Below are 26,733 nucleotides of genomic sequence, written 5' to 3' on the forward strand. Positions count from 1 at the left end.
CCATAGCAAGAGTGAACCACCTGATCCCTTCCCGAACTCAGAAGTGAAACCTCTTAGCGCTGATGGTAGTGTGGGGTTACCCATGTGAGAGTAAGTCATCGCCAGCTCATTATTCGAAACACCCCCGACCATAAGGCCGGGGGTGTTTTTTTATGCGTAGAATCATCATTTTGTATTTGAGATATATAAAGTTAATATTCTACATATTCTCAATATTAGGCTTCAGCAGTAGCCGACTTCGAAGAGTAAGTTTTTAATAGATTTCAGTTTCTTTATAGCAATGCATCAAACTGACGTCGAGCATGTTTAAAGGCAGTTCTAAGACCTTCTTCTAGCGTAGGGTGATAAAAAGGTTTCTTTAGGATCTGGTGAACATCCTGATCGGCATCAATCATCCAAGCCAGTAAATGGCCCAGATGCTCTGCTTGGGAACAGAAAAGTTCTGCACCCAATAATTTACCTGATTTCTTATCAATATAAACTTCTATTCCACCTGAGTTTTCTGCTAGAACCAGTGCACGTCCTTGATTTTCATAAGAGACGAATCCACCAATAAATTCGACGTGTTGATCTTCTAGCTGTTTAAAACTTTTTCCGACAATCGCCATTTCAGGATGACAAAATACAATCGCTAATGGAGTTAAGGCAGGAATAGGCTTTACATCCGGATAATTTAAACAATTATAAACCGCCTGTTTACCCGCATGCGCGGCTTCATGTTGAATGGGTGCATCAGGTGCGGCATCACCGACTATAAATATAGGTAGGTTTGCAAGTTGTTTGGTTTCTTTATCGATAGGAAGGTTTTTAATGTCCTTGAATGTTGAATTGAGTTGATCTAGGCCCAAATGATCTATATTGCTTTGTCGACCTGTGGCACCTAAAACATATTCAACTTCAATACTCTTAGTCTGATCATTTTCTGTAAAATTAATCTTTATTTTATCAGCTTGGATCTCAATCTCATTTGGTAAGGTTTTAAATTTGATATTGAGCTCTTTACTGAATTGCTCTTGGGCTAGTTTTTGTAAGATCGGGCTAGTTAAAGCACCTACTTTTTGACTACGCGCAAACATTGTGGTTTGTACACCCAGTCGTTGCATGGCTTGAGCTAATTCAATTGCAATGATTCCACTCCCGATTACTGCTAAAGACTTAGGTAATTGGGAAAATTCAAATATTTCATTGGAAGTGATATATTTTTCTTTTAATTTTTGCTTTAAAGCTTCATCAATATTGGGGCGTGAGCCTACAGCGACAATGAAACTTTTGGCCCGATATGATTGTCCATTGACTTCGATCGTTTGGGGATCAATAAATTTGGCTTTTCCGGAAATTTTATGTGAGCTGTCCCATTGATCGACACCTTTCAAGGTTGCACGAATAAAACGTTCTCTAAGGACATGCACACGTTGCATAACATCTGAAGTATCAATGACAGCGTTATGCTTTAAAGCAAGTTCTTCAGCAGTTTGAATATCATGCATGCGATTTGCAGAGGAGATTAGCAATTTACTTGGCATACAACCTACACGGGCACAGGTTGTATCCCACGAGCCATCATTGATAATTAAAATATTCTGGGTATATTTAATGGCTTCGTTATAAGCACTGATTCCTGCAGTGCCTGCGCCAATAATGATGAGGTCGTACATAGGATGATTACCAAGTCTCAAAACATAATTATTTATATTTATGGTTTACAATGTTTCTGGTGTAAATTATGTAACTAGATTGCTTATTTTTGCTAATTTGAGTAAATTTTGTGTAAAAGCCAGAAGACTAACTTGATGGCAGCTTAACTATTATATGCAGTGGGAAAAATCATGAGTTTGTTTATAAATTTAAAAAAACTTGGGGTCAATACAACAATCTTGGCAACTTCAATTTCTTTGGTTGCTTGTGGAGGGGGCGGTAGTGATGGGTATTATAATAATGGTTCATCTAGCGGTAATACGGAAGGAGGAAATACAAATGATAATAACCAGTCAGAAACAGAAACGTCAAATGTAGCAACGCATTTAACTCGAGCTCTACAGAATGCGAGTGGTCAAGAAATTCAACTTGCACCAGATAATTCAAAAGTTTATTTGGCGGTCAAAGCCTTAAATGCTGACAATGGTGGTATTGCCAACAAAAATATTCGCTTAACAATTGCGACAAATAAGTTTGGCGTAACCAGCACTAACTCTTTGGTTGCAACAGGCACCAATGGTGTAGCTATTTTTGAGATTAATGTACCTGAATTGGCAGAAGCTGAAGGTTCAGTGCAACTAACTGCTACAGTTGACGGCACTTCAGTTAGTATTCCCTACACTTTAAATATTAAGAAAAGTAGTACGATTGTCAGTGACTATAGAATCAATGTGACCCAGGGCACAGTATTAAATTTACCAAATGGCAGTGTTGATGTCACTGCGACTGTAACAGATGCTAAGGGTGGTATTAAAGCGAATCAGTCTGTTACTTTAAATATGCCTGAAGCGATGCGCGGTAAATTTATTATCACTAATGGCGCAGCAACTCAACAAACAAATGCTCAGGGTGAGGTGAAATATACACTTAAAGTGAGTAGTAATTTTACATCAGCTGATCTTGCTACTTTCGCGGGTAAGTCTGAAACATTAAGTTTTTTGCTAGTTGATGAACATAAAGCTGAAAAAACCGCAATAGCAAATTTAACATTTAAAGACACATCTCAGATTGTCTCAACTCTCTCAGTAATTAAGCCAGATCAGGCTGTTGCTGCGAAAAGTACAACACCTGTAAAAATCCAAGTATTAGCAAAGAATGATCAACATGAGCCGTTAAGTGGAAAAGAGATTCGTTTGAGCTTTACAAAGGATGAGCTCGCGTATGGCGTTAAACTCAATAATGCGACTGCTAAAACGAATGCACAAGGTATTGCAGAATTTACGATTAGCACGGCCGATGTTACACATCCACTTGCTTTATCCGACACAGGTATTTCGTTAAGTGCAACCTATACAGATGGTATTAACCTTGAGTCTGGTAGCGTTATTGTTGATGTAGTAACAGAAAATACAAATGCTTCAGATGCCGATGCTATTCAGCGTTTAGAAATTGCATCTTCATATAAAGTGAATGCAAAAAATGACTCAGTTGCTGTAACTGTTAAGGCAATTAATAATAAAGGCTTAGCAGCAACTAAAGGTAAGGTTAAACTTGACTTAAATGCTGAGGCAACATCAAATGGTGTAACATTGGATGGGGCTGCGGAAAAAGACTTGGTGAACGGGTTTGCCACTTTTAATATTAAGACTAATGCCCAAACACCTGCTGCAGTAGAAGCATTGGTAAAAGCAGGAATTAAAGCTAATTTTACGACTGATAATGGTGTAAGCAATTCTATTGCTATTACAGTTGCTAATGAAGAAGTTTCTGAAGAAGCGACGCGCTATTTAGCTATAGATCCAATCACTTCTTCGACAGATCCAAAACTAGCGGTATTTGATTATACAAAAACTCAAACTTTCACAGTTAAAGTGAAGGCAGTCGGTGTAAACGGTAGTGCACTAATTGGCGAAACTGTGTCTTTGAATATTGCAGGGTCTTTAAGTGATGAACAGTTGCAAGATTTAGGCTTGAGTCATACAGGTCAGTCTTCTAAACAGACTGAAGCCGATAGTTATGCCACTTTTACTCTTGCTTACAAGGCGAATTTATCGCCTGAGCAAGCTGCTTTAGCGATTCAAGGTGTACCGTTAGTTGCGACTTCAGAAAATGGTAAGACACAAACATTGCGTTTGAATTTTAAAGCACCGACAGAGCAAGGTGTGATTGATCTAGATCATTTTACTGTTGATATGTTGGGAGACATGACTTTAACAGTTGGTCAAGAGCAAACATTAACTGTTAATGTCACCGCAAAAGGTACAGATGGCGAATTACTTAAAAATCAGCTGATCAGTATTGGTTTAAATGATGCAGCATTAAATAATGGTGTGAGTTACGTTTCTACGCAAGCTATTCGCACAGATGAAAATGGTCATGCAAAATTTACAATTAAAGTAAAAGCGAGCAATGTAACTGAACTCACGAATCTAATTGCGAATGGTTTAACGGTAGTCGTGAAATCAACTCGTACAGATGGTTCCGCATTTACTGTTACAAAGAAAGTTGATGTTGCACAACCACCAGTCGTTTTACCAGAGCTTGCAGGTCTTGATATTGCATATGTAGGTAATATTCAAACTGTGTCAGTGTTGGGTGGTGAAGTTCGTGTTAAAGTTGTTGCGAAAGATAAAGACAATGCCATTATTCCAAATACACCAATTCAAATTGCTTTATCTTCGTTAACTAGCTCACGTGTGTCTTTATCTTCTAACTCGGCTGTAACCAACAGCAATGGTGAAGCAGAATTTACTGTTCGAGTTGCTGAAGGTGCGTACGATGCAAACTTGATTAAAAATGGTATCGTTTTTGCGGTAGTCGGCACAAGTTTAAATAACCCGAATGACCGTTTACAGCAAACCGGTTCAATTCAAGTTGAGATTCCAAAGGATTCTGTAAACTTACGTTTAACAGCAGATCAATCTAATTTGGAATTAGGTAAGAGCTATACAGTGCAAGTAGCCGTTAAGGACGAGCTTGGAGCAAATTCAGCTTATCCTGTGAATTTGGCATTGAATACTGAAGCAATTACAGCTGGTGTGAAACTGAGTGCAGATTTAGTTTCTACGTCAGCTAATGGACAATTACCAGTAACTCTTACATTACCTAAAGATATTTCAGCTGTTGCAAAACAAGCTTTATTAGACAAGGGTATTCAGGTTAAAGGCATTATCACTAACCCTAAAGGTGAAAAGCTTGAAACTACGCTTAGCTTTACGGTAACTGAAGCGATTAACACGAATCACTTAACAATACTGAGTTCTAAAGCGAATTTAAGCACTGCCGGTGACCGTTCAATTATAACTGTTGCATTATTAGATCGAAATAACCAGCCAGTTCGTAATCAGCCAGTAAGGCTGTCTGCAAATAACGCAGCTACATTAATTATTGGTACACCAGGAAGTGGGCATCCAACCAATACCAGCGAACCTCAAACAGTGATTACGGATTCAAACGGTAATGCGTTCTTCTCGGTTGAGATTGATGGAAGTACAGTTGATGCTGATTTATTGATTGCAAGTGGAATCGAGCTAACTGCAAGTCATACTAATGAAGCAGGTACAGTAACTCAAATACACCATTTAACAGCATTTACACCTGCACCTATTGTGACTCCAACACCTCAACCACAGCCTGCACGTTATAGTCTACGTGTTGCAGCTGCTAAACCAATCATGAATGTACGTAATGATATCACGGATGTTACTGTGACTTTGGTTGATACTAATGGTGGTGGCGTAGCTGATAAGTACGTTGAATTGGCTATTGAGAATTTTGCACTTAACGGCGCAATAATTGTAGGAGCATCAGGTTTAACCACAGATGCCAACGGACAAGCCGTATTTAAAGTACAAGTAGATGAGCGTGAACGAGATGGAAATTATGATGCCGCAACATTTGCAAATGAAGATTTACGTTTAACAGCGAAATTTACAGAAAATGGCTTTATTGATGCGACTCAAGTAACCCAAGTGGATATTGTTCAGGCGGCAGTACAAAATCCAAGAGCATCGATTGTAATTGCGGTTAATAATATTGAGGTTTATTCTTTAACTGAAAGTGGTAATGTTTATTACACAAGAAATCTATCTGCAAGCGTAATTGACTTCGATGGTAAACCACTGGCAAATCAAGAAGTAACACTTGATATTACCCCAATTTCTTATATTAAAGGGCGCAATTTATGGGCATTAGCACCTGTACCAACACAAGACCCAGCAATGAAATGGGTCTTTGGTAATCAGCAATATTATCTAAATAATATTGCTATTAATAATAATGGTACACCAAACGATCCTAACGATGACACTTTATTCCCAACGGTTACTAATAATGTCACTTCATGTGCTGCTAGCGCTGATGGAACTGCAGTAAATGGGGTGCCAGTTAAAGTTGTAAGTTTTACTAAGTCGAGTGCTGCATTAGCTAATACTGTAACATATGTTACGGATTCAGAAGGTAAATTTGATTTTAGTATTCGTTATCCAAAAAATTATGCTCAATGGCTAAATGTAAGAGTTGGTGCATCTTCTACGATAGCGAGTTTACCAACACGTACAACTTATGATCTTGGTTTACCATCATTATCAACAGATTACTCTACAGATGGTACAACATCTCCAAACGAGGTCAGTCCATACGGTATCACTACTAACTGTAATTAAGGTAATTAAAAAACAGCGCTTCGGCGCTGTTTTTTATGGGGACTGAAGTTTTAAAAACTTAAATTGATGTTCCCACATTCACACCCACAGTCGGCTTCAAATTCATTGAACTACAACCGACAAAGGTCAAGCTTAGACATAACACGACCAAAATTTTATTCATGAATCAATCCTTGAGATTTAGCCTGATTAAACAAAGCAACCGAACGTGTGCCGCTTCGGCAAACCATCAAAATCGGTTTAGGCAGCTCATTATAATATCGAGCAAATTCTTCAATATTCGCCTGAGAAAGTTGGCCATTCATTACAGGCTGATAAATCACACTCACTTGAGATTTCTCTGCAATGGAGCGTAATTGACTCACCGTGACACTATTACCAGTTTCCTGATCAGGACGATTTACAATCACAGATTTGAAACCTTGCTGAATCAATTGCTGAAACTTGCTTGGTGTCATTTGCCCCGTAACACTCACCGTAGAGGTCAGCGCACGGCTAAGATCATTTGCAGCAAAAACAGGTGTAATACAGCTAAAATAGGTTGCCAGTACCACACCTTTCCAGAACGACTTAATCATCCAGCAGGTCCATCTGTTTTGCCAGTTGATATAAGTTATTCGAGCGGTTTCCAGTACGACAGAACATCAAGATCGGTTTTGGTAACTCATTATAATGATTGGCAAAAGTGCGTACATCAAGCTCAGTAATCTGACCGGCTACTACTGGCTGGAATACATAATCCAGACCGGCATTGCGTGCAGCTTCCTCGATTTGTGCACTGGTCGGCTGCTCGGAACCCCCTTCCATGTCCGGACGGTTGTTGATAATCGATTTAAAACCTTTCTCAACCACTTGAGTTACGTGTTCCGGACCAATTTGACCAGCAAAACCTACATTTTCGCTCATGACGCCACTCCATCATTTCATTTATATCGATATGCTTTATGATAGCATTAAGCTGAAAACATGCTGAACCTGTTCTGAAATTTTTATAAATGATGATAACCATAAGATAACGCAATGGAGCGCGTATGCAGGCTTATACAGTTGAACCACTGTATGTCAAAAGCGGTCAGGAAGTGATTGCTGCAGATTTTTATCGGCCTAAAAATATAGAAAAACCGGCCGTAATCCTGATGGCTCATGGTCTGGCTGCCTTACGTCAATTTAAACTGGTGCAATATGCCCAGCGTTTTGCCAGTGCCGGCTATGCGGTGGTTTTATTTGACTATCGCTATTGGGGCGGCAGCACTGGGCGTCCACGTGAACTGGTGTCGATCAATGCCCAGCTCGATGACTGGCGAACCATGATCAGACATATTCAGGAACGCAAATCGATTGACAGTAAACGGATCGTGCTCTGGGGTACGGCCTTAAGTGGTGGGCATGTATTGACACTTGCAGCAGAGCTGAAAAATATTCAGGCGGCGATGGTACAGGTGCCTTTTGTCGATGGGGCTGAAAGTGCCCAACTATATCCTTTACAGCAACTCCCCAAGGCGCTTAAAGTTTCCAGTCAGGATTATATGGGGGCCAAGGTTGGTATGGCACCAAAAACCTTACCTGTAGTTGATCCGCATGAGCTATGTTTTATGCCGACACAGGACAGTTATGAAGGTTATCTGTCGATTGTCAATCCGGATTATTACTGGAGTGGTCACATTCCTGCACGGGCATTCTTTCAGCTGATGCGTTATCGGCCAATTCAGAAAGTAAGAAAGATTAACATTCCAGTCCTGTTTATTGCGGCAAAACTGGATAGTCTGATTCCCATTGAATCGAGTCGGGAAACTGCGACCAATATTGCACCATTTGTGCAATATCATGAGTGGAATATCCGGCATTTTGATATTTATCATGGGGAATGGTTTGAAAAAGCAGTTTCGACCCAATTAGAATTCTTACATCAACATATTGGAGTGCGCTAGATGATTATTGTATGTCCGGAATGTCTGGCCAAAAACCGTGTCCCTGAAGATAAACTCACTGCCAACCCTGCTTGTGGTCAATGTCATCAAGCCCTGATTCCACTGGTACCAATTGAGCTGAATGAGCAGAATTTCAGCCAGTTTGTCACGCATAGTGACTTGCCAATCCTGATTGATCTCTGGGCAGAATGGTGTGGTCCCTGTAAAATGATGGCACCGCATTTTGCGACTGTCGCCCAGCAATATCCAAATGTGGTTTTTGCAAAAATTGATACAGAAGCGAATCCTCGCTTAAGTTCGGCATTTAATGTTCGCAGTATTCCGACGCTGGTGTTGATGAATAAAAGCAACGAAATTGCTAGAATAAGCGGTGCATTACGGTCAAGCGAGCTGCAAAAATGGCTTGATCAGCAGTTAAATACCCAACCCTAATTCAAATGCCTGGAGTGAAAGTGTCAGATTCTCAAGTAAGACCAGAGGGGATTCTTTCCCTACAGACGATCGCAATGCCTGCAGATACCAACTGGAGTGGTGATGTCTTTGGTGGCTGGATCGTTTCACAAATGGACTTGGCAGGCGCGATTCACGCAGAACGATTTTCAAAGGGACGTTGTGCCACGATTTCGATTAATCAGATGACTTTTCTGGTACCGGTAAAAGTCGGAGACGTGATTAGTTGTTATACCAAAATTCTCAAAGTTGGCAAGACATCTATCCAGATGGAAATCGAGGTTTGGGATAGCCATGATGATTCACGCCCCCCAATTCGGGTAACTGAAGGTGTGTTTACCTTTGTTGCTGTAGATGTCAAAGGCAACAAACGTCTGATTCCAGAAGAAGCGAAACAGAAGCTTTTAGAATCGCAAACAGCACAATGATGACTTGAAATAAAAAATCCCAGATTTAATGTCTGGGATTTTTTTGTCTAAAAGAAGAAATTATGATTTCTTGAGCTGGCTCTTGGCAATCCAAGCCCAGAGCATTTCACATTGAATGGGGGCTTCACCTGATTCATCCGTGACGGTGACCTGAACCAGGGTTTCACCTTTATCCGAGTTTTGCATCAGGGCTTGCTGCTCCGACGTGAGCGTAGCAACAGCAGTCATGGCACCGCGTGTCGGGCGCTTAAAATCAACCTTTAAGCTTTTGATCAGTACAATTGCTGTATCCGGAACATTCATTGCCGTCACAAAGCCGGTCGCTGTTTCTGCCAGCAGGGCCATTGCACATGCATGGATTTGTCCGATATGGTTCTGCATGGCTTTATGATTGGCCATACTTACTACCACTTTGGACGCACTCATTTCCTCATAACGAATCTTGGCAGAGCCGACCATCGGGACCACCCGGCCAAAAGTTTTACTTAACAAAGCAGTACGAATGCCTTGCGGTAATCGTGCAGTGGCTTTGACTAATCTGGCTAATCGGTTGTTCTTTGCCATAATTCCTTCTACAGACGTTGCTGTCTTAATCTTTAAAGTTATTGAACTGTAAAGGCAAACCAAATTGCTGTTCTTTCAAGAATGCCATTACTTGCTGCAATGTATCGCGTTTTTTATCAGTCACACGAATCTTGTCGCCCTGAATAGAAGATTGCGCCTTAATCCCACTTTCTTTAATGGCTTTATTAATTTTTTTTGCGGTATCTGAGTCAAGACCATCTTTAAGCTTGATGACCTGAATCACATTTTTGCCAGAAGCCGTCATTTTTTGTGGATCAAGCGCCTGAATATCGACTTTGCGTTTAAAGAAATGACTTTCCAGCATGCTATAGACTTGTTCACACTGGAAATCGCTTTCAGTCGAGATTTTGATTTCCTTGTTTTTTTCATTCAGTTCAATAGAAACGTCCTGACCACGGAAATCAAAGCGGGTCGCAATTTCTTTTTGGGTGTTTTGAACTGCATGATTTACTTCAAAAATTTCTAATTCAGAAACAATATCGAAAGAAGGCATAGTTTAGACCTTTACAAAGGGAAAGAATATCTGAGATGCTAGGGATGTTTTCTTCATTTGCCAAGTGTTGTTTTACATCAAAGGAGTGCGCAATGATCCGTAAACAAGAAATTACAACATTTGAGTTCCCAGAAAATGCAATTATCTGGGATGTACGCGATTCAAGTGCTTATGCTGAAGCACACGTGAAAGGGGCGGTGAATCAGCCCATTAACGATCTTTCAGCAGAAAGCCTAACTCAGGTGTCAGCGGATCAACCCATTTACATCTTGTGTGGTGGGGGCAGTAAAGCTCCACGTGCTGCGGAAAAACTAGAGGGTTTTGACGGCTCACGTGAATATGTCATTCTGATGGGTGGTACTCGTGCTGCCCGTGATGCAGGCTTACCGCTTGAACAGGGTGCATAAGCATTCTGTCAAAAAAAGCGCCGCAAGGCGCTTTTTTAATGGGTGAGATTTAATCCCTCCCTTTTCTGAAGGGAGGAGCTACATGTATTCTATTTGTTCATAAAAGTGGAGAAAAGTTCCCCTTTTTAAAGGGGGATTTAGGGGGGAATCATTCAAAATGGTAATTAAACTTGTAGCTTAAAATACGGTTTCTTCATTTTCACTTTCTTTTGAAAACGGGTCACACTGAGTTTTTTTACTAAACTGGATGGCACCGGACAGGCTTCGCAGAGAATCTGGGCTACCAGAATTTCACTACAGAGCGGCGCAAACAGAAAGCCTTTAGAACCGAGACCAGCAAAGCTATAAACTTCCTCATCCGCTTTCATTTTACCCAGTAGGGGAAAATAATCCTGACTTTGCGCGCGTACCGATGCACGACCTTGCCAGGTATCGGTAGAAGCTAATGACTGTGCATATTCTGGGAATACACTGTGGATCAATTCGTAGTTGTGTACATGGTCTTCTGCTAACACCTCGATATCATCTCGACCTGGATAGAAAGAAGCACCCAAGATCAGATGTTCAGCATCCAGCTGCATACAATAGCCACCGTAGCTATAGGCTGTATTTTGGCTTAAAGGTTGAGTTTTATTGTTGAGCCAACTGACCTGTCCACGAATCGGTTTCAGAGCCGGATAATCTGCAAAGAATTGTGTTGTATCTCGCGCAGTACAGACAATCACATGATCAAATTCACCTAGATCCTGTTCATCTGAAAATAGCTGAGGTTTTGTAGTAGCTTCAATATGGCTAATTTTGGCCTGTTGATATCGGATATTTACATTCTGTAGAATTTCATCACGCAATTGAGGCGGTGAAACCACACCAGCTTCTAACAGTTTTAAACTTGGAAATTCGGTTTGAACCTCTTGATCTTCTGTATCTTTTACAGTAAGAATTTTTTCTGGATATTCGTCTGCCAATCCTAAAAGCTGTTCAGGATTTTTTAAGGCCAGTTGATTGACCTGAATCGGGCGGAAAGCTTTAAATTTTTGATAATGATTTAAGGCATGTTGCCAAGCCAATGTCATCAGATGTTCACCGCTTTGCTCAACTGGACAGAGTTTGGGATTGAGCAAAGCCAGTGGATTGCCAGAACCTCCTGAGAGTGGCGCTGACTGGTCGTAAATCGTAACCTGATGACCACGTTGAGCGAATGCCCAGGCCGTACTTAAACCAGCGATTCCAGCGCCAATTACAGCGATTTGGCGAGGTTTGATATTGGTCTCTGTATCTTGCTCAGTTTTTTTTTGAGTGATTTCTTGTATTAATGAACTTTCAGTCTCTTCAGCTGGCTTCCAGATCGCTTTCAGCATTTCACGCTTGTGCTTAAAACCACGTGGACGGGAAATTGAAATCCCATGATTTTTTAAGCCACGTTTTAAAACGCCAGCAACACTGAAAGAGGCGAAAGTGGTGCCGATCTCGGATAAACGCACAATATTATTTAAAACATTTTCTTCCCACATATCCGGATTGCAGGAAGGCGCAAAGCCATCCAGAAACCAGGCGTTCACCGGCGCAGTTTTTTCTATTACCGGGAAAACATCATATGCATCACCCAGCCATAGATCCAGACTGAATCGATCTTCAGGAAAACTGAGGCGATGACAGCCGGCAATTGGCATCGGGTATTGAGAGATGAGTTGATCCGCTAAAGGCTTGAGTTCTGACCAGGCATTTAAGGCTCGAATCAGATCAGCTTTGGAAAGAGGAAATTTTTCAACTGAAATCGCATGCAGATGACTGTGATTATCCGGACGCACCTGTTGCCAGAGCTGCCACAAGGCCAGAATATTTAAACCAGTACCGAAACCCGTTTCACCGACACAGAAATATTCAAAAGGTTTTAAATCTGCCAGACGCGTCGTGAGATCATTGCCATTTAAAAAGACATGCCGGGTTTCCAGCAAGCCATTGTCTTTGGAAAAATACACATCACCAAATTGCTTGGACATAGGCACATCAATGCCATCCACCAATTGCCAATCCAGATCGGCAGTTTGAATTGCGTGCGACAAAACGGGTACGACCTTAAAGATATCGGGAAGGGCTATAGCTTACCATTGACGACGACGTTTGGTATAAACATAGCTCGCGATCAGAAAGCCCAGCAGCACACCTACTGCCAATGTTGCAGCGCCGTAGAGGAACATCTGCGCACTGCGTTCACTTTGCAGCACCTGTACCTGCACCCCAAGATTATCATTCTTGAGCTGTAATTCTTGATTTTGCGATAGTGCTTCCAGATTGGCTTTTTCCAGTTGCTGCAAACGGGTGGCCTGATCTTTGACCAAAGCTTTCACCTTGGCATCTTGCTGGGCTTTGAGCTTGGCGATTTCTTCTGCAGTTAATGGCTTATTCTCGGCAGGTGGCACCGGCTGGGCAGAAGATGCTACGGCAGGAATAATGGCAGGTTTCAGCGTAGACTGGGTTTGGGAAGTCACCGCTGTCCCTTGAGGTTGTGCTGTCTGATTTTCCTGAGTCACAGGAGCAGGCGCAACTTCGACTGCCCATACTGGAGAAATCATAAAACATAGGCCAATGATACTGGCAGTAACAACACGCATGAACCTTATCCTTGAGGGAATGCTTTATTGAATGGTTTAACATCGATGTGTTCGTACACACCTTCTTTTAAGAAAGGTTCATCCTGTAGCCATGTATCCAGCGCTTCACGACTGTCAAAGTCGACAATAATGGTACTGCCATAAAAACCGGCCTGTGGATTGGCTGGATCCTTAGGCATGGCACCTGCAACAATCAGGTGGCCTTCAGCATTTAACTGTTCCAGACGTGCAAGATGTTGTGGACGAATCGCGAGGCGTTTTTCAACTGTACCTTCCCGATCGGTACAGCTAACGACGAATAATGGCATGATGACTCTCAATCGTTTGTAGTTGGACTTATTCAGCGGTCTTAAAGTATTTGCGCAATACAATAAACTGAATAATGATAAAGGAAAACATCACGATCATGTCACCGAATGCGGTAAATTCACCCCAATATTTTCCATCCATCCACAAATAGGCGAAAAAGGTATGCAGAAATGACATCAGTACGAACATGGCAACCCAAGCATAGTTCAGCTTGAACCAGCCTTTTTCGCTTAGATTGAATACTGGACCAAATAACCGCTGGATCAGAGGCTTTTTATCCTTGCTAAACCAAGGGGATAATAAAAAGACCCCGGCAAAGACCAGATTCAGTAACACGGCTTTTAGACGGATATAAAAATCATCGCTGAGGATCAGGGTGATGCCACCAAAAATCACCGTCATAAACAAGACAATCCATTGCTGTTTGTCCAGACGGAATTTTTGCATGACAAATAACGCACCATAGACGACCAGCATGGAAATAATCAGACCTGTGGTTGCAACAAGAATATTATTATTGTCGACACCCCCCGCAGAACCGATCAATTGCAGCAATTGATGGTCAGTGTCTTTTGGATCTACAGTTTTATATAAATAAAAGAAAATAATGAGTGGCACAAAGTCTAAAAGTGCTTTCATGTTAGAGTATCTAAATCTGATCAAATAAATGTCATAGTATAGAGATGCACGGCGTAGATTTACATACACATAGTAATATTTCTGATGGAACTTTCAGTCCTCAGCAATTGGTCGAAGCGGCTGTGGAAAAACTCGTCCATACTTTGGCCCTGACGGATCATGATACCATGGACGGTTTGGCATTGGCTGAGGAAGCCGCTAAAAATCATGAGATTAAGATCATTTCTGGGGTAGAAATATCCAGCCAGTGGTCACGTCCTGCCACCAAAAAAAACTATGGCGTGCATATCGTCGCGCTAAATATGCAAAATCCTGAGCCTTTACAAAAAGCCCTCAATCAGCAAAAGAAAATCCGGGCTGAACGCTCTAAACAGATTTGTGATCTGCTGGTTCCTTTAATTGGGGAGGATATTTATGCTGATGTACTGACCAAAGTCGACCATATCCCTGATCGGGTGACACGGACACATATTGCCAAAACGCTGGTAGAAAAGGGGATTGTGACCCGTCCGCAACAGGCCTTTGATAAATACATCAAGGAAGGCAAGAAAGCTTATGTCAAATTTGATGGCTTGAGTCTTGAAGACACGATTCAGGTGATTCATGAAAGTGGCGGCTTCGCCGTGCTGGCACATCCGACCAAATATGATTTATCTGCGACCAATATCCGCTACCTGATTGAAATCTTTGCCAAGTTCGGTGGAGATGCGGTGGAACTACCCCCGGCAATTGAGCCAAGTTCCACCCGGCAGATGGTGGATCGAATGATTGCTGAACATGATCTTAAAGTTTCGATTGGCAGTGATTTTCATGGCGATCATATGCCCTGGATTAAACTCGGTAATGTCCCGAGTCTTAAACCGGGGCAGGTCGGAATTTGGGAGAGTTTTGTTTAGTCATTCCTTTACCTCGATCTTTTTCATTTGAGAGAAGATTTTCCCTTCGCTACTAATAGCAAAGGGCGAGGAAAGAATTATAAATTATAGCAAATTATGATCTTTGGCCTGAATCGGTGGTGGCGTTGGTTTACCCAACGTTCCTAATAGTTCAATTTCAATGGTACGCACCATCGAGTCCAGAGGCAAGTCGTTGCTTTGAGTACCAAAAGGCTCTTCAATTTCCGAACTTAAAGCATCCAGTCCCAAAAAGGTATAGGCCAAAATTCCGACCAGCAAAGGCGTAAACAGACCAAGCGTTGAACCCAGACTAAAAGGCAAAATAAAACAGAAAAAATAGACGGTGCGGTTGAGCAAGACCGAATAGGCAAAAGGCAAAGGCGTTGTTGCAATCCGGTCACAACCAGTCTGGACAATACTTAGTTCTGCTACATGATTATTCATCTGCATATAGATGATGTCGGAGATTTCACCTTCTTTGAGCGCCTGCATTAACTCCCATTGAATCAGGCTTAAGGTATATTGCGGCGCATTGGCCTGCTGATAGAGCTGGGTCACAGCCTGCTGGCTCATGCCGCTGGTTTCCACAAGTTCCGTCGGATTGGCTGTCTGATGGCGTAGCCGGTCACGGAGGACATTGGCAAAGACAATCACATGCTGAATTACACGTTCACGGCGACCTTGAGACAGCATCCGGCAATCACGGTCAAAATGACGTGAATTGGCAATCAAAATGCCCCAAAGTTTGCGCGCTTCCCACCAGCGGTCATAACAGGCCGAGTTCTTAAATCCGAGAAAGATCGACAGTACCACTCCAATCAGGGTAAAGCCGACCAGGGGTAATTCTGGAAAATGAAAATAACCAATATGTGATAAGCCACCGATGATGGCTGACATCAGCATTACCACGCCCAAAGGTGGCAAAACTTTAGGTAAAATCGTCCCTCGCCAGGAAAACAGCAGTTTAAAAACAGTTGGCTGGTCACGTACGATCATTTATTGGAATCATCACAATTTTTTTCATGATCTTGTGGAGTTGTGCCTGCTTTGTCAAGTGCTATTCAATACTGCATTTCTGGTTTGATGAGTTGCTGCTCAGCAAAGGAAAAACTGCCCTCCAAAGCGATAATACAATGGTCAATCAGATGAATATCTACCAGCTGGCAGGCTTGTTGAATCTGACGGGTCAATGCCAGGTCAGCCTTGGATGGAGAGGGCCGGCCCAGTGGATGATTATGTGCAATCACAATGGAAGTAGCCTGTTGGCTAATGGCATAACGCAACAATTGATTAATGGAAATATCACATGCATTGATGGAGCCATAAAACAGTTTTTTAAAGGCAATTTTTCTTAGACTGGCATCCAGACACAGCACGGCAAACACTTCTTGAGTTTCACCGAGCAGTTCAAAACGTAAGTAATCTCTCAGCCGTTTGGAATTGGTGAGTTCCAGTGCATCCTGTTTCAGGTGCTCGGCAATGTAACGCCGTCCGAGTTCCTTGACGGCCATCAGTTGGGTATATTTACTGATGCCCATGCCATGAAACTGGCTGATTTCCTGTAAAGGCGCATCCAGTAGTGCAGTCAAATGACCAAAATGTTGAATCAGCAACCGCGCCAGATCAACTGCCGAATGCTGCTGTGAACCGGAGCGTAGAAAAATGGCCAGTAGCTCGGCATCGGATAAACTTTCTGCGCCATATTGAATCAGGCGTTCTCGCGGCCGTTCTTGTTCCGGCCAGTTTTTAATAGAAAATTGCATAGTTATTAGACTTATTTATTATGAATTATCAGTTTTCCCGCAAGCCGATCTCTTGGGAATGCGATTATTTAATGCTATTGTGAGCCCCACTGCAACAGCGAGGTAATCTGTTCGTGAGCTTTGATCTAAGTGTAATTCCTCATAAAAATATCATTTTGGCCGTCACTGGCGGTATTGCTGCCTATAAAAGTGCAATTCTGGTCCGCCGTTTGAAAGATGCCGGATTTAATGTGCGGGTCGTCATGACTCACGGTGCACAGGCTTTTATTACACCTTTAACCTTTCAAGCCTTATCGGGCAATCCCGTACATACCGAATTACTGGATACTGAAGCAGAAGCCGGTATGGGCCATATCGAGCTAGCACGTTGGGCAGATCTGTTGCTAGTAGCACCGGCCAGCTGTGATACCTTGGCAAAATTCGCAGCAGGTCTGGCTGATGATCTCTTAAGTACTTTATATCTGGCAACAAAAGCACCCGTCTGGGTAGCACCTGCCATGAACCAGCAAATGTGGGCAGCCAAAGCAACGCAGCGTAATCTTGCGACACTGATCGAAGATGGTGTGCATGTGATCATGCCGGACGCGGGTTCACAGGCTTGTGGGGATGTAGGTTTGGGCCGGATGCCTGAGCCGGAAGATTTAGCCCGACAGGTGACTGAATATTTTCATAAAGCTCAACGTGCGATTGCGGAAAAATTTGGCCTGCTTGCGGGTAAACAAGTCACGATTACCGCAGGCCCGACTCGCGAAGCGATTGATCCGGTGCGTTATATTTCCAATCACAGTACCGGGAAAATGGGCTTTGCACTGGCTGCAGCCTGTTATGCAGCCGGAGCAAATGTCACCCTGATCGCAGGTCCGGTCAGTCTGGATACCCCGAATGGCGTAAAACGTAAGAATGTTTCTTCTGCCGTACAAATGCTGAATGAAAGCATGCAAATGCTGGAAAATGGTTGCGATATCTTTATTGCGACAGCTGCAGTAGCCGATTATCGTGTGGCAGAAGTAGCCGAGCATAAAATCAAGAAAGCCGGTGATGAACTGAATGTCGCCTTGGTGAAAAATCCGGATATTGTCGCCACCATTGCCCAGCAGGAAAAACGTCCATTTATGGTCGGCTTTGCTGCAGAAACCCGCAATATTGAAGAATATGCTGCCGGAAAGCTGGTCGCGAAAAAGCTGGATATGATTGCCTGCAATGACGTTTCACGTACGGATATCGGTTTTGCTTCGGATGAAAATGCCATGATAGTATTCTTTGCCGAGCATTATCAGCTGGATAAACGCGATCTGGAAAAAGCCTCCAAGCAGGAAATTGCCCAGCAGTTGATCGAAGCTATTCATGATGCCCTGCATCGTGATCCATCCAGTGATGATGATTTTTAAAACGATCTGTATCGAAAAAACCCTGAATCCATCAGGGTTTTTTTATGGCTGATTTTTTATCATTAATTCAAAAAAACCATAGAAACCATAAATATTTAGTCTTAATCGAAGCGCTGTTTGTTTATTGTTTTTGCAAAAAAGCATAAAATGGGTCACAGAATAAGCAAAGATAAAAATACTGCGTATATCAGCTATAAGCAGGAAGTGGAAAGAAAAAAAGAGGGGGCGCTATGAAAAAAATCATGATGTTATGGATGGTCGCCTGTCTGGCTGGATGCAGTTATTTTGTCTCGATGGATGAACTGGCCAGAAATATTCAAACGCAGATGCAACGTGAATTTAATTCCAATCGAGATTATCAACACTATCGTTTTACCGTGAAAAAGGTCAAAATTGTCCAGCGTCAGGGGAATGAGTTTCAGGCCATTTCTCATCTGAATTATCAGGGTGAAGAATATCCCATTCATGTAAAAGTCTTTAAGGTGGATGGGGGATATAGTTGGTCGATTGAAGATGATGCCTTTGCTTTTATTGATGAAATTGAAATTGAAAAATATCGTCAGCAACTGGATCGAGAATTACAGCAACTGGCCTCAGCCTTGGATGATCTAGAACCTGTAGATGAACCGAACCAGAATGTCTCCGGCTCTCTGATTACACCAGTGGCTGAACCCGCATTACAAGATGTTTCTTATCAGGAAGAGCCAATTCCGGTCGGCAATATCACGGCGTATACGCAATAACTCATGCGCAATCGCTATAAAAAAGCACCGATCATTGGTGCTTTTTGTGTTTAGGACTCAACTTGTTGATGTTCACGTACATAATCTTCGGTACGCTGCATCGCTTCCTGAATATTAAAAAGTGCAGTCTCTACATCTTTCAAGGTTTTGGCATTACCACCGCTTAAAGCCTGACGCCATTTACGTGCACCCGGCAAATTCTGGAACAGTCCTAAAATATGACGGGTAATAATGGATAAAGGTGCACCTTCGGCCATGCGCTGGGCAATATAAGGCAGCATCTGTTGCATAATGTCAAAACGGTCTGGTGCATCCAGATTCCATAACTGGCCCAGTTCAGCCAGTAAGTAAGGATTATGATAGGCTTCGCGGCCAATCATCACGCCATCCACATGTTTGAGATGTTCCAGCGTTTCGGCATAGGTTTTAATTCCGCCGTTGATCTCGATGAGCAGATCAGGACGATCCTGTTTTAAACGGTAGACATCTTCATAACGTAGGGGTGGCACGTCGCGGTTTTCTTTAGGTGATAGACCTTTTAATAAGGCAATCCGCGCATGCACGATAAAATTATTGCAGCCGGTTTTGGCCACGGTATCGACAAAATGCAGCATCTCTTCATAAGATTGCATATCATCAATTCCGATCCGGTGTTTTACGGTCACTGGAATATCCACCGCATGACGCATTTCAGCAATACATTCTGCGACTAGATCAGGCTCCGCCATCAGACAGGCACCAATTTTATTATTTTGTACCCGGTCACTTGGGCAACCTACATTTAAATTGACTTCGTTATAGCCCCAGTCCTGCGCCATCTTGGTACAGATTGCCAGATCTTTTGGATTCGAGCCGCCGAGTTGCAAAACGATTGGCTGCTCTTCCGTATTAAAGTCCAAATGACGTTTGGCATCGCCATAAATGATCGCACCCGTGGTGACCATTTCGGTGTACATAATCACATTCGGGTTAAACAGACGGGCAAAGAAACGATAGTCTTTGGTAGTCCAATCCATCATCGGCGCAACACTGATTCGTGGTTGAAGTTTATTTTCAATGGTGGTCAGATCAGTCATTCAAAATCACGCCTTAACGAAATGGAAGAAAGAAGAAGCAATTCATGCGATCACTCAGTTATTGGTTTTTGGCTTAAACCGGATCTGCTGACGTCGCAAAAAGAGGGCGTAATACTAGCATAAAATCAGAAAAATCACCCGGCGAACTTGAGCTAGCCCGGTAAATCCAGGGAATGAAACAAGAAATAAAATTGGAATTCCCAGTCAGGTTGGAATGGTATATTTTGATAGGAGAAAGATGAATATAAAAACGCTAGAAATAAGGAGAATAATCATGTTGTTATTGGAGGAGATTTATAAAAGCCATAAAGCACAAAATTCGGCACATTTTAATCTAAGAATTCATCGGGGCTTAGGCTGGTTTAAAAAATCGCTAGACCTGGATCAGGATCTGGATTTTAAGTTTATCAGCCTGTGGATCAGCTTTCAGGCGATTTATGCAGATGAGTGTGATCTGGTTCAAGATCAGAAAAAGCTGCATCAGTTTATGGAAACACTCTGCCAAAAGGATCTGGATCAGAAAATTAATCATATTCTCTGGGGAAAATACAGCCAGCCGATCTGCTCACTCTTGGCCAATCCCTATGTGGAACAAAGCTTTTGGGATTATCGTCATCAGAAAATTAGTCTGGAAAGCTGTCAAGCTGATCTGGAAACACAGAAACAGAATATAGAGAAGGCTTTAAAAGAACGAAATTCTGTTGAAATTTTAGCTGGAATATTTCAACGTTTATCTACCTTGCACCATCAGATAATGCAGGGTGGCGCCACGTATCACAGCTCGTTGAATTATAAATCATTAGAGGAAAGCTGCCGGATTCTGGCAGCCTTATTGCCGGTTTTTATCTGTATTTTATTAGAAAATTCACAAACTCTTGATCTGAATAAGCCTTATTATCCGGCGGCGCAAGTCAGCTAAATAGAGGTAAAATACTTATGCAGTTGTTCTGGCCTGATACCATTGATCCAGCAGGGCGAATAGGGTGGCACACAGAGCTAGCCCGAGTCCTGCCAGACAGGTCATGCTCCATCCACCATGATGCCAGGCATATACGCCTAAGGCTGAACCACAGGCACCGCCAATAAAATACAAGGTCATATAGAGTGAATTGACTCGTGATTTGGCATCCGGGCGCAGGCGAAAAATCACGTTCTGGTTACAACTATGGGTAATCGCGAGCCCAAGATTTATCAGTCCATAACCCAGAATATAACTGAGCAAAGATACTGCACCAAAGTATAAAAATAACCAGCTTCCCATCAGAATAGAACAGCCGATCCAGCTCAGTGTTCTGATATGGCCACGATCGGCCCATTTGCCAATGAACTGCGTGGAAAGTGCGCCAAATACACCCACCAGCGTGACCAGCCCAACCATGACATCAGAAAGCTGAAAAGGTTCCTGCGTTAGCAGCAGAGCAATGGTGGAGAACAACATACTCATAGCAGCAAAAGCACATGCGCCTGTAAGTGAACGAAAAACCAGTCGTGGTTCCTGCTTGAGTAATATTCCCATAGATTTAAAAATTGCTGTATAGCTAATTCTCAGACGTGGCAGGCTCGGTAGTTTTCCTTTCAAATAAAAACTTAAAGCCAGCATGCTTATGCCACTGACGATATAAATCATTTTCCAGTGAAACAGGTCGGAAAATAATCCGGCAATACTGGTCGAGAGTAGAATGCCAACCAGCAAGCCACTCATCAGGAAGCCCACCACTTCTCCGGTTTTTTCCGGTTTGACCGCCATGGTGGCCAAGGGAATCAGAATCTGTGCAGCCACGGAAAACAGTCCGGCAATGATAGTGCCGACCCAGAGCATTGGCAGATTCACAGCACTAGCACAAATAAATAAACCTGCTGCGGCACCCAGCATGAGGAAAGGGATCAGTTTAGTCTTATTTAGCATGTCACCTAAAGGCACAATAAACAGCAGGCCCAGGGCATAAGAGATTTGAGCAAAAGTGACAGTAAGTGCCACTTGTGATTCAGGTACCTGATAATACTGCTGAATCGATGAAATCAACGGCTGGCAATAATAGTTCGCGCCGGCACATAAACCGCATGCAATCGCCATCAGCCATAATAAGGGCTTATTTTGACTAATATCGAGAGGCGTGTGCATAGGGCTAACCTTGTATTCAGACCGGAAGAATTGAAATGAGGAATGAGAATAATGTTCAAATTGAGGGCACTATAGGCCAGAAGTTCTTGCTTTAAAAGTAGAGAAATATTGCCAGCATTGAAAATTGTTAGAACTCAGGCAGCTTAATGAAAGAAGTGCAATTTCAAATAGAAAGTATGAGTGAATATTTACAGAATTTTTTATCTTTTAATGATGGGGTTGCTTCATTAAAGCGCAGCTTAAAGTAAAAACAATAAAAAAGAGCACTGAGGTCAAAAAAGTGGAATATTTACTCTATTTTATTGCGCAAATTTGGTGCGAAAATGAGATTTTCCATTTTGAATCAAGTTCAGTACATTAATATAATAAATAGTCATCCAGCTTTTTTTCTACCCTTTATCTGACTGTTTGAGACCTGAGTCTTATAAAATTTTGGCGATTACTTTTTGTCAGATCTATTAATTGTGTCTGATGAAGATCTGCTCAAATCAAATTCTATCATTTCATAAAATACGATTTTAACGTCTAAAAACAGTGCTCTTGCTTGAGTGCTAAATCTGTCAAAAAAGTCAAAACTAAAAAAACGGCGCAGCTAAAGTGCCGCTATCTATAGGGACTAGAGAAATTGAAAGTCTGCTTCTAAATCAGGAAATACAGCAATCATTGTCAGAATCATCAATGTAACAAAATAAATCAGAAATCTGCGCTTATTTACACCAGTAAAATCTGGATATTTCATTCAGCGGAATGAATATCGTTTATAAAAGCATCGAATATGAATAGCCGTTGAATTAAATAAATGTGCTATTGCAGCATCATTTTTATGAATCATCAGTTCAAAATATAGGTATTTATTAAATAAATAGTAGGTGGTAATTTCAAACAGTTTGATTAGAATCCAAAAATTCAACAAGAACACATCCTGAGGGGAAGCATCGTTTTACACGATGTTTACTTAAGAAAAATTAGCTTGAGGAACGCTCATGCAGATCGGAATTCCAGCCGAAACTGTTGTCGGTGAAAATCGCGTCGCTGCGACGCCAGAGACAGTAAAGAAATTGATCAGCGCAGGACATAGCGTGATTATCGAACGTGGTGCAGGGGTTAAAGCTGCCTATATCGATAGTGCCTATGAACAAGTTGGTGCCAAAATTACGGATGATGCCTACACCGGCAGTCAGTTGATTTTAAAAGTTCGTGCACCGAAAGGTGAGGAAATTCAAAAACTCAACCCGAATACCACTATCGTGGCAATGTTTGATCCTTACCGTAATACTGAGCTTGACCAATTCGCGGCACAAAACGTGTCTGCATTTGCATTGGAACTTTTGCCACGAACCTTATCTCGTGCGCAGAACATGGATGTCTTGTCTTCTCAAGCCAACCTTGCAGGTTACAAGTCGGTGCTTTTGGCTGCGGCTGAATACCAGCGCATGTTCCCGATGCTGATGACTGCTGCGGGTACGGTTAAACCGGCTCGTGTGGTGATTATGGGTGTCGGCGTAGCGGGTCTGCAAGCGATTGCCACTGCAAAACGTTTAGGTGCCATCGTTGAAGCCACGGACTTGCGTCCAACTGCCAAAGATCAGGTTGAATCTCTGGGCGGTAAATGGCTAGACGTGCCGATGTCTGCTGAAGAGCAGCAAAAAGCTGCAGATGCTGCCAAAAATGGTTATGGCTGGATGCCGGGTGAAGAATACATCCGCGATCAGGCTGCAATTGTTGATAAAGCGGTATCAAATGCTGACATCGTGATTACCACAGCGCTTTTACCGGGCCGTGATGCACCGCGTTTAATCCGTGCTGAAACAGTTGCGAAAATGAAACCGGGTTCAGTGATTCTGGACATGGCAGTAGAATCTGGCGGCAACGTCGAAGGTTCAAAATGTGGCGAAACCGTGCATACCGACAACGGCGTCAAAATTCTCGGCATTCCAAATATTCCATCGACGGTATCGACTGAAGCCTCTGCTTTATACGCTCGTAACGTATTTAACTTCGTGGAAACATTATTTGATGCAGATAAGAATTTTGTCCTGAATCAAGAAGAAGAAATTCAAAAAGCCCTACTTGTCACTCATGGCGGCCAAGTGCTGCTGAAACGTGGTTAAGGAGAAGACTCATGGTTGAAACAATTACGATTTTTGTCCTTGCCATTTTCGTAGGTTACTACGTGGTGTGGGGTGTAACACCAGCATTGCATACGCCGTTGATGGCGGTCACCAATGCCTTGTCATCGATCATTATTGTCGGTGCAATGATTCAGACTGTTGGTCTGCCGGTGATCGGCGTTGAAGGTAGCGTAGATTTCCAGACCATTAATGTGGTGAGCGTGCTTGGTGCAATTGCGGTGTTCCTGGCCAGTATCAATATTTTCGGTGGCTTTGCAGTGACTGCACGTATGCTGGAAATGTTTAAACCTAAGCAAAAGAAAAAAGAGGGTTAATCCATGGAAATGATTCGAGAATATGCGGATTGGTTCTACCTGATTGGTGCCGTTCTTTTTATCCTGACGCTACGTGGTTTATCAGGTCCTAAAACTGCGATTGCCGGTAACCGTTACGGAATGATCGCGATGGCCATTGCGGTCATGACCACCTTCTTTGTGGCTGAGAATCCGGTTGTCTGGATGATTATTGGTGCAATGGTGCTGGGTGCAATTGTGGGTATCGCCCGTGCACGTACAGTTCCAATGACGCAGATGCCTGAAACTGTGGCGCTAATGCACTCATTAGTGGGTCTGGCTGCGGTCCTGATTGCTGTCGCTGCCATTATTCACAACAACAAATTGATTGAACTAGGTCCAGACCTGTTGGCTGCCAATGGTGTCAATTTCCATGAAATGAGCCGTGTTCATTTATTTGAACTGTTTGTGGGCTGTTTCGTGGGTGCGATTACCTTTACAGCATCAGTCTTTGCTTACGGTAAACTGGCTGCAAAGAAATGGGCAAAAACCATTTCAGGTGCATGGGTGAAACCGGTTCAGGCGATCATCTTTATTGCTATGTTAGGTTTTGGTGTTCACTTCTTCCTGACGGGTAATATGACCTCGTTCTGGGCGATGACAGGCCTTGCGCTGGCATTCGGCTGGGTATGGATTGCACCAGTCGGTGGTGGTGATATGCCAGTGGTGGTATCGCTACTCAACTCATTCTCAGGTTGGGCAGCAGCTGGTATTGGTTTTACCTTAGAAAACAACATGTTGATCGTTGCAGGCTCACTGGTGGGTTCTTCAGGTGCGATTCTGTCTTACATCATGTGTAAAGCGATGAACCGCTCAATCATCAACGTTTTGTTTGGCGGTGCGATGGGCGGTGCAGCTGCGCCGACAGCAGGAGCAGGTGAACAGGTCCAACGTAATCACCGTTCTGGCTCGGCAGATGATGCAGGCTTCCTGATGTCAAATGCAGACAGCGTGGTGATTGTACCGGGTTATGGTATGGCGCAAGGCCGTGCACAAAATGCGGTAAAAGAATTGGCTAACTTGCTAAAAGAGCAGGGCGTAACGGTTCGTTTTGCGATTCATCCTGTAGCAGGTCGTATGCCAGGTCATATGAACGTACTACTTGCTGAAGCGGACGTACCGTATGAAGACATCCTGGAAATGGATGAGATCAACTCGGACTTCCCGGCAACAGATGTGGTGCTAGTGATTGGTGCGAACGACGTTGTGAACCCTGCGGCGAAAGATGATCCAACATCGCCAATTTATGGTATGCCAATTCTGGAAGCCCATAAGGCACGTACGATTATGGTGATCAAGCGTTCTATGGCAACCGGTTATGCGGGTCTCGACAATGACTTGTTCTATAATGACAAGACCATGATGATCTTTGGTGATGCCAAGAAAGTGGTGGAAGATATGACTAAAGCCATTAATGGTACGGGTCACTAATCATCTAAATCATTAGAATCCTCCTAAGTCCCCCTTTTAATAAAGGGGGATTTTTTATTTTATATCTTGGGAAAAGGATGATTGAGTGATCATCGAACGTCTATGTTGATGATGAATTGATCCTAAAATACCAATCAAATCGGTGCATAAGACAAGATGGAAATTAAAAAATAGCGAACAGATTGAGTTGTATTAATGCTTATAAAGTTAGATGAACAGGCAATAAAAAAGCGACCTACACAGGTCGCTTTTTTGAATATTCGGTTTTTACGCTACAGATTCAGTATCTGTAGGATTGCGCCATAAGCTTTCTAGGTCATAGAATTTACGCGCTGTTGGAAGCATACAATGAACCACCACATAACCAAGGTCGATGAGGATCCATTCAGCATCACGTTCGCCTTCAATACCAAGAGGGCGGAAGCCAGCTTTACGTGCTTCTTCAGCAACGTTATTGGCCAATGATTTGATATGACGTGTCGATGTACCGCTTGCAATGACCATAGCATCAGCCACATTACTGATACCGCTGACATCAAGCTCAACAATTTCTTTTGCTTTTACATCTTCAAGTGCAGCATGTACGACTTTTAAGCAGTCCTGTACAGCTTGAGAATTTGAATTCATAGTAAGATCGTGAGAATTAGAAGCGCTGGGCGATGGTTCTAAATTCATGGGGAGTGTAATTTCCTAACAATTA

26 protein-coding genes and 1 rRNA gene are annotated in these 26,733 nt (G+C 42.7%); 13 read left to right on the forward strand and 14 right to left on the reverse strand.

The window, feature by feature from the left end; all coding sequences use genetic code 11:
- Positions 1 to 107 (forward strand): 5S ribosomal RNA (gene rrf, locus ACP7BU_RS13010); the annotation flags it as partial.
- Between the two features lie 165 nt (positions 108 to 272).
- Here rrf and ACP7BU_RS13015 read toward each other — a convergent pair.
- Complete coding sequence (locus ACP7BU_RS13015; RefSeq protein WP_425880092.1) at positions 273 to 1,655, reverse strand: dihydrolipoyl dehydrogenase; 1,383 nt, start codon at positions 1,653 to 1,655, stop codon at positions 273 to 275.
- 171 nt (positions 1,656 to 1,826) lie between these two features.
- On the opposite strand from ACP7BU_RS13015, the gene ACP7BU_RS13020 reads away from it, so the two are divergent.
- Positions 1,827 to 6,299 (forward strand): hypothetical protein, encoded by a 4,473-nt coding sequence (locus ACP7BU_RS13020; protein ID WP_425880093.1) that lies wholly within the window; start codon positions 1,827 to 1,829, stop codon positions 6,297 to 6,299.
- Between the two features lie 155 nt (positions 6,300 to 6,454).
- Here the strand turns inward: ACP7BU_RS13020 and ACP7BU_RS13025 are convergent, their stop codons facing one another.
- Both ACP7BU_RS13025 and ACP7BU_RS13030 read right to left on the reverse strand, forming a co-directional pair.
- Positions 6,455 to 6,877, reverse strand: a complete 423-nt coding sequence (locus ACP7BU_RS13025; RefSeq protein WP_425880094.1) for a beta-lactamase hydrolase domain-containing protein — start codon at positions 6,875 to 6,877, stop codon at positions 6,455 to 6,457.
- On the reverse strand, positions 6,870 to 7,205 hold the full coding sequence (locus ACP7BU_RS13030; RefSeq protein ID WP_004281596.1) for a TIGR01244 family sulfur transferase: 336 nt from the start codon (positions 7,203 to 7,205) through the stop codon (positions 6,870 to 6,872). Before ACP7BU_RS13030 ends, ACP7BU_RS13025 begins: the two co-directional genes overlap by 8 nt.
- A 125-nt stretch (positions 7,206 to 7,330) precedes the next feature.
- Here ACP7BU_RS13030 and ACP7BU_RS13035 point away from each other — a divergent pair, with 125 nt between their 5' ends.
- From ACP7BU_RS13035 to ACP7BU_RS13045, 3 genes are read left to right on the forward strand one after another with little or no spacing between them, the layout of a single operon-like run.
- Positions 7,331 to 8,227 (forward strand): alpha/beta hydrolase, encoded by an 897-nt coding sequence (locus ACP7BU_RS13035; RefSeq protein WP_180038917.1) that lies wholly within the window; start codon positions 7,331 to 7,333, stop codon positions 8,225 to 8,227.
- On the forward strand, positions 8,228 to 8,659 hold the full coding sequence (trxC, locus tag ACP7BU_RS13040; RefSeq protein WP_005101783.1) for a thioredoxin TrxC: 432 nt from the start codon (positions 8,228 to 8,230) through the stop codon (positions 8,657 to 8,659).
- A 5-nt stretch (positions 8,660 to 8,664) separates the two neighbouring features.
- Positions 8,665 to 9,105: an acyl-CoA thioesterase gene (locus ACP7BU_RS13045; RefSeq protein ID WP_153566559.1), complete on the forward strand. Its 441-nt coding sequence runs from the start codon at positions 8,665 to 8,667 to the stop codon at positions 9,103 to 9,105.
- A gap of 60 nt (positions 9,106 to 9,165) precedes the next feature.
- On the opposite strand, the gene ACP7BU_RS13050 is transcribed toward ACP7BU_RS13045, so the two are convergent.
- Positions 9,166 to 9,669, reverse strand: a complete 504-nt coding sequence (locus ACP7BU_RS13050) for a DUF4442 domain-containing protein (protein ID WP_004645125.1) — start codon at positions 9,667 to 9,669, stop codon at positions 9,166 to 9,168.
- A gap of 25 nt (positions 9,670 to 9,694) precedes the next feature.
- Positions 9,695 to 10,183 carry a YajQ family cyclic di-GMP-binding protein gene (locus tag ACP7BU_RS13055; RefSeq protein WP_004281601.1) on the reverse strand — a complete coding sequence of 163 codons (489 nt, stop codon included), beginning with the start codon at positions 10,181 to 10,183 and terminating at the stop codon, positions 9,695 to 9,697.
- 92 nt (positions 10,184 to 10,275) lie between these two features.
- On the opposite strand from ACP7BU_RS13055, the gene ACP7BU_RS13060 reads away from it, so the two are divergent.
- A complete protein-coding gene (locus ACP7BU_RS13060) occupies positions 10,276 to 10,590 on the forward strand; it encodes a rhodanese-like domain-containing protein (RefSeq protein ID WP_425880095.1) in 315 nt (104 codons plus the stop codon).
- 164 nt (positions 10,591 to 10,754) lie between these two features.
- Here ACP7BU_RS13060 and mnmC read toward each other — a convergent pair whose 3' ends face one another.
- The 4 genes from mnmC to ACP7BU_RS13080 are packed head-to-tail and all read right to left on the reverse strand — an operon-like array spanning position 10,755 to position 14,150.
- Positions 10,755 to 12,653, reverse strand: a complete 1,899-nt coding sequence (gene mnmC, locus ACP7BU_RS13065) for an FAD-dependent 5-carboxymethylaminomethyl-2-thiouridine(34) oxidoreductase MnmC (protein ID WP_425880096.1) — start codon at positions 12,651 to 12,653, stop codon at positions 10,755 to 10,757.
- Between the two features lie 39 nt (positions 12,654 to 12,692).
- Positions 12,693 to 13,202 (reverse strand): hypothetical protein, encoded by a 510-nt coding sequence (locus tag ACP7BU_RS13070; RefSeq protein WP_425880097.1) that lies wholly within the window; start codon positions 13,200 to 13,202, stop codon positions 12,693 to 12,695.
- Between the two features lie 5 nt (positions 13,203 to 13,207).
- Positions 13,208 to 13,510 (reverse strand): YciI family protein, encoded by a 303-nt coding sequence (locus tag ACP7BU_RS13075; RefSeq protein WP_425880098.1) that lies wholly within the window; start codon positions 13,508 to 13,510, stop codon positions 13,208 to 13,210.
- Between the two features lie 28 nt (positions 13,511 to 13,538).
- Positions 13,539 to 14,150 carry a septation protein IspZ gene (locus ACP7BU_RS13080; protein ID WP_004645132.1) on the reverse strand — a complete coding sequence of 204 codons (612 nt, stop codon included), beginning with the start codon at positions 14,148 to 14,150 and terminating at the stop codon, positions 13,539 to 13,541.
- 44 nt (positions 14,151 to 14,194) lie between these two features.
- On the opposite strand from ACP7BU_RS13080, the gene ACP7BU_RS13085 reads away from it, so the two are divergent.
- Positions 14,195 to 15,046: a PHP domain-containing protein gene (locus ACP7BU_RS13085; protein WP_004281607.1), complete on the forward strand. Its 852-nt coding sequence runs from the start codon at positions 14,195 to 14,197 to the stop codon at positions 15,044 to 15,046.
- An 84-nt stretch (positions 15,047 to 15,130) separates the two neighbouring features.
- On the opposite strand, the gene ACP7BU_RS13090 is transcribed toward ACP7BU_RS13085, so the two are convergent.
- Both ACP7BU_RS13090 and radC read right to left on the reverse strand, forming a co-directional pair.
- A complete protein-coding gene (locus tag ACP7BU_RS13090) occupies positions 15,131 to 16,042 on the reverse strand; it encodes a bestrophin family protein (RefSeq protein ID WP_004281608.1) in 912 nt (303 codons plus the stop codon).
- Positions 16,043 to 16,107: 65 nt separating this feature from the next.
- A complete protein-coding gene (gene radC / locus ACP7BU_RS13095; RefSeq protein ID WP_253114075.1) occupies positions 16,108 to 16,809 on the reverse strand; it encodes a RadC family protein in 702 nt (233 codons plus the stop codon).
- Between the two features lie 113 nt (positions 16,810 to 16,922).
- Between radC and coaBC the strand changes: the two genes are divergently transcribed.
- Complete coding sequence (coaBC, locus tag ACP7BU_RS13100; RefSeq protein WP_425880099.1) at positions 16,923 to 18,197, forward strand: bifunctional phosphopantothenoylcysteine decarboxylase/phosphopantothenate--cysteine ligase CoaBC; 1,275 nt, start codon at positions 16,923 to 16,925, stop codon at positions 18,195 to 18,197.
- 230 nt (positions 18,198 to 18,427) lie between these two features.
- On the forward strand, positions 18,428 to 18,940 hold the full coding sequence (locus tag ACP7BU_RS13105; protein ID WP_004281611.1) for a hypothetical protein: 513 nt from the start codon (positions 18,428 to 18,430) through the stop codon (positions 18,938 to 18,940).
- 50 nt (positions 18,941 to 18,990) lie between these two features.
- On the opposite strand, the gene dusA is transcribed toward ACP7BU_RS13105, so the two are convergent.
- The gene (dusA, locus tag ACP7BU_RS13110; protein ID WP_425880100.1) at positions 18,991 to 20,016 is read right to left on the reverse strand and encodes a tRNA dihydrouridine(20/20a) synthase DusA; all 1,026 of its coding nucleotides are present in this window, start codon (positions 20,014 to 20,016) and stop codon (positions 18,991 to 18,993) included.
- Between the two features lie 274 nt (positions 20,017 to 20,290).
- Here dusA and ACP7BU_RS13115 point away from each other — a divergent pair, with 274 nt between their 5' ends.
- Complete coding sequence (locus tag ACP7BU_RS13115) at positions 20,291 to 20,935, forward strand: hypothetical protein (RefSeq protein ID WP_425880101.1); 645 nt, start codon at positions 20,291 to 20,293, stop codon at positions 20,933 to 20,935.
- Between the two features lie 15 nt (positions 20,936 to 20,950).
- Here the strand turns inward: ACP7BU_RS13115 and ACP7BU_RS13120 are convergent, their stop codons facing one another.
- A complete protein-coding gene (locus tag ACP7BU_RS13120; RefSeq protein ID WP_425880102.1) occupies positions 20,951 to 22,138 on the reverse strand; it encodes an MFS transporter in 1,188 nt (395 codons plus the stop codon).
- Positions 22,139 to 23,121: 983 nt separating this feature from the next.
- On the opposite strand from ACP7BU_RS13120, the gene ACP7BU_RS13125 reads away from it, so the two are divergent.
- From ACP7BU_RS13125 to ACP7BU_RS13135, 3 genes are read left to right on the forward strand one after another with little or no spacing between them, the layout of a single operon-like run.
- The gene (locus tag ACP7BU_RS13125) at positions 23,122 to 24,249 is read left to right on the forward strand and encodes a Re/Si-specific NAD(P)(+) transhydrogenase subunit alpha (protein ID WP_004645141.1); all 1,128 of its coding nucleotides are present in this window, start codon (positions 23,122 to 23,124) and stop codon (positions 24,247 to 24,249) included.
- Positions 24,250 to 24,260: 11 nt separating this feature from the next.
- Complete coding sequence (locus tag ACP7BU_RS13130; protein WP_004281642.1) at positions 24,261 to 24,584, forward strand: proton-translocating transhydrogenase family protein; 324 nt, start codon at positions 24,261 to 24,263, stop codon at positions 24,582 to 24,584.
- A gap of 3 nt (positions 24,585 to 24,587) precedes the next feature.
- Positions 24,588 to 26,033 carry an NAD(P)(+) transhydrogenase (Re/Si-specific) subunit beta gene (locus ACP7BU_RS13135; protein ID WP_005248072.1) on the forward strand — a complete coding sequence of 482 codons (1,446 nt, stop codon included), beginning with the start codon at positions 24,588 to 24,590 and terminating at the stop codon, positions 26,031 to 26,033.
- Positions 26,034 to 26,300: 267 nt separating this feature from the next.
- On the opposite strand, the gene rsfS is transcribed toward ACP7BU_RS13135, so the two are convergent.
- Complete coding sequence (rsfS, locus tag ACP7BU_RS13140; RefSeq protein WP_425880103.1) at positions 26,301 to 26,708, reverse strand: ribosome silencing factor; 408 nt, start codon at positions 26,706 to 26,708, stop codon at positions 26,301 to 26,303.
- Positions 26,709 to 26,733 lie beyond the last annotated feature (25 nt).

Source organism: Acinetobacter sp. 40AMC3-4, assembly GCF_049898185.1.
In the GTDB taxonomy this organism is placed as follows: Bacteria; Pseudomonadota; Gammaproteobacteria; order Pseudomonadales; family Moraxellaceae; genus Acinetobacter.

Excerpts from the sequence above, each read along its gene's own strand:
- ACP7BU_RS13090 (WP_004281608.1), bottom strand. The coding sequence starts at position 16,042 with ATGATCGTACGTGACCAGCCAACTGTTTTTAAACTGCTGTTTTCCTGG.
- ACP7BU_RS13020 (WP_425880093.1), top strand. The coding sequence starts at position 1,827 with ATGAGTTTGTTTATAAATTTAAAAAAACTTGGGGTCAATACAACAATC.
- ACP7BU_RS13035 (WP_180038917.1), top strand. The coding sequence starts at position 7,331 with ATGCAGGCTTATACAGTTGAACCACTGTATGTCAAAAGCGGTCAGGAA.
- ACP7BU_RS13070 (WP_425880097.1), bottom strand. The coding sequence starts at position 13,202 with ATGCGTGTTGTTACTGCCAGTATCATTGGCCTATGTTTTATGATTTCT.
- ACP7BU_RS13105 (WP_004281611.1), top strand. The coding sequence starts at position 18,428 with ATGAAAAAAATCATGATGTTATGGATGGTCGCCTGTCTGGCTGGATGC.
- ACP7BU_RS13050 (WP_004645125.1), bottom strand. The coding sequence starts at position 9,669 with ATGGCAAAGAACAACCGATTAGCCAGATTAGTCAAAGCCACTGCACGA.
- dusA (WP_425880100.1), bottom strand. The coding sequence starts at position 20,016 with ATGACTGATCTGACCACCATTGAAAATAAACTTCAACCACGAATCAGT.
- ACP7BU_RS13120 (WP_425880102.1), bottom strand. The coding sequence starts at position 22,138 with ATGCACACGCCTCTCGATATTAGTCAAAATAAGCCCTTATTATGGCTG.
- ACP7BU_RS13060 (WP_425880095.1), top strand. The coding sequence starts at position 10,276 with ATGATCCGTAAACAAGAAATTACAACATTTGAGTTCCCAGAAAATGCA.
- ACP7BU_RS13130 (WP_004281642.1), top strand. The coding sequence starts at position 24,261 with ATGGTTGAAACAATTACGATTTTTGTCCTTGCCATTTTCGTAGGTTAC.
- ACP7BU_RS13135 (WP_005248072.1), top strand. The coding sequence starts at position 24,588 with ATGGAAATGATTCGAGAATATGCGGATTGGTTCTACCTGATTGGTGCC.
- ACP7BU_RS13125 (WP_004645141.1), top strand. The coding sequence starts at position 23,122 with ATGCAGATCGGAATTCCAGCCGAAACTGTTGTCGGTGAAAATCGCGTC.
- ACP7BU_RS13015 (WP_425880092.1), bottom strand. The coding sequence starts at position 1,655 with ATGTACGACCTCATCATTATTGGCGCAGGCACTGCAGGAATCAGTGCT.
- radC (WP_253114075.1), bottom strand. The coding sequence starts at position 16,809 with ATGCAATTTTCTATTAAAAACTGGCCGGAACAAGAACGGCCGCGAGAA.
- ACP7BU_RS13085 (WP_004281607.1), top strand. The coding sequence starts at position 14,195 with ATGCACGGCGTAGATTTACATACACATAGTAATATTTCTGATGGAACT.
- trxC (WP_005101783.1), top strand. The coding sequence starts at position 8,228 with ATGATTATTGTATGTCCGGAATGTCTGGCCAAAAACCGTGTCCCTGAA.
- rsfS (WP_425880103.1), bottom strand. The coding sequence starts at position 26,708 with ATGAATTTAGAACCATCGCCCAGCGCTTCTAATTCTCACGATCTTACT.
- ACP7BU_RS13115 (WP_425880101.1), top strand. The coding sequence starts at position 20,291 with ATGTTGTTATTGGAGGAGATTTATAAAAGCCATAAAGCACAAAATTCG.
- ACP7BU_RS13080 (WP_004645132.1), bottom strand. The coding sequence starts at position 14,150 with ATGAAAGCACTTTTAGACTTTGTGCCACTCATTATTTTCTTTTATTTA.
- ACP7BU_RS13055 (WP_004281601.1), bottom strand. The coding sequence starts at position 10,183 with ATGCCTTCTTTCGATATTGTTTCTGAATTAGAAATTTTTGAAGTAAAT.
- ACP7BU_RS13030 (WP_004281596.1), bottom strand. The coding sequence starts at position 7,205 with ATGAGCGAAAATGTAGGTTTTGCTGGTCAAATTGGTCCGGAACACGTA.
- ACP7BU_RS13075 (WP_425880098.1), bottom strand. The coding sequence starts at position 13,510 with ATGCCATTATTCGTCGTTAGCTGTACCGATCGGGAAGGTACAGTTGAA.
- ACP7BU_RS13045 (WP_153566559.1), top strand. The coding sequence starts at position 8,665 with ATGCCTGGAGTGAAAGTGTCAGATTCTCAAGTAAGACCAGAGGGGATT.
- ACP7BU_RS13025 (WP_425880094.1), bottom strand. The coding sequence starts at position 6,877 with ATGATTAAGTCGTTCTGGAAAGGTGTGGTACTGGCAACCTATTTTAGC.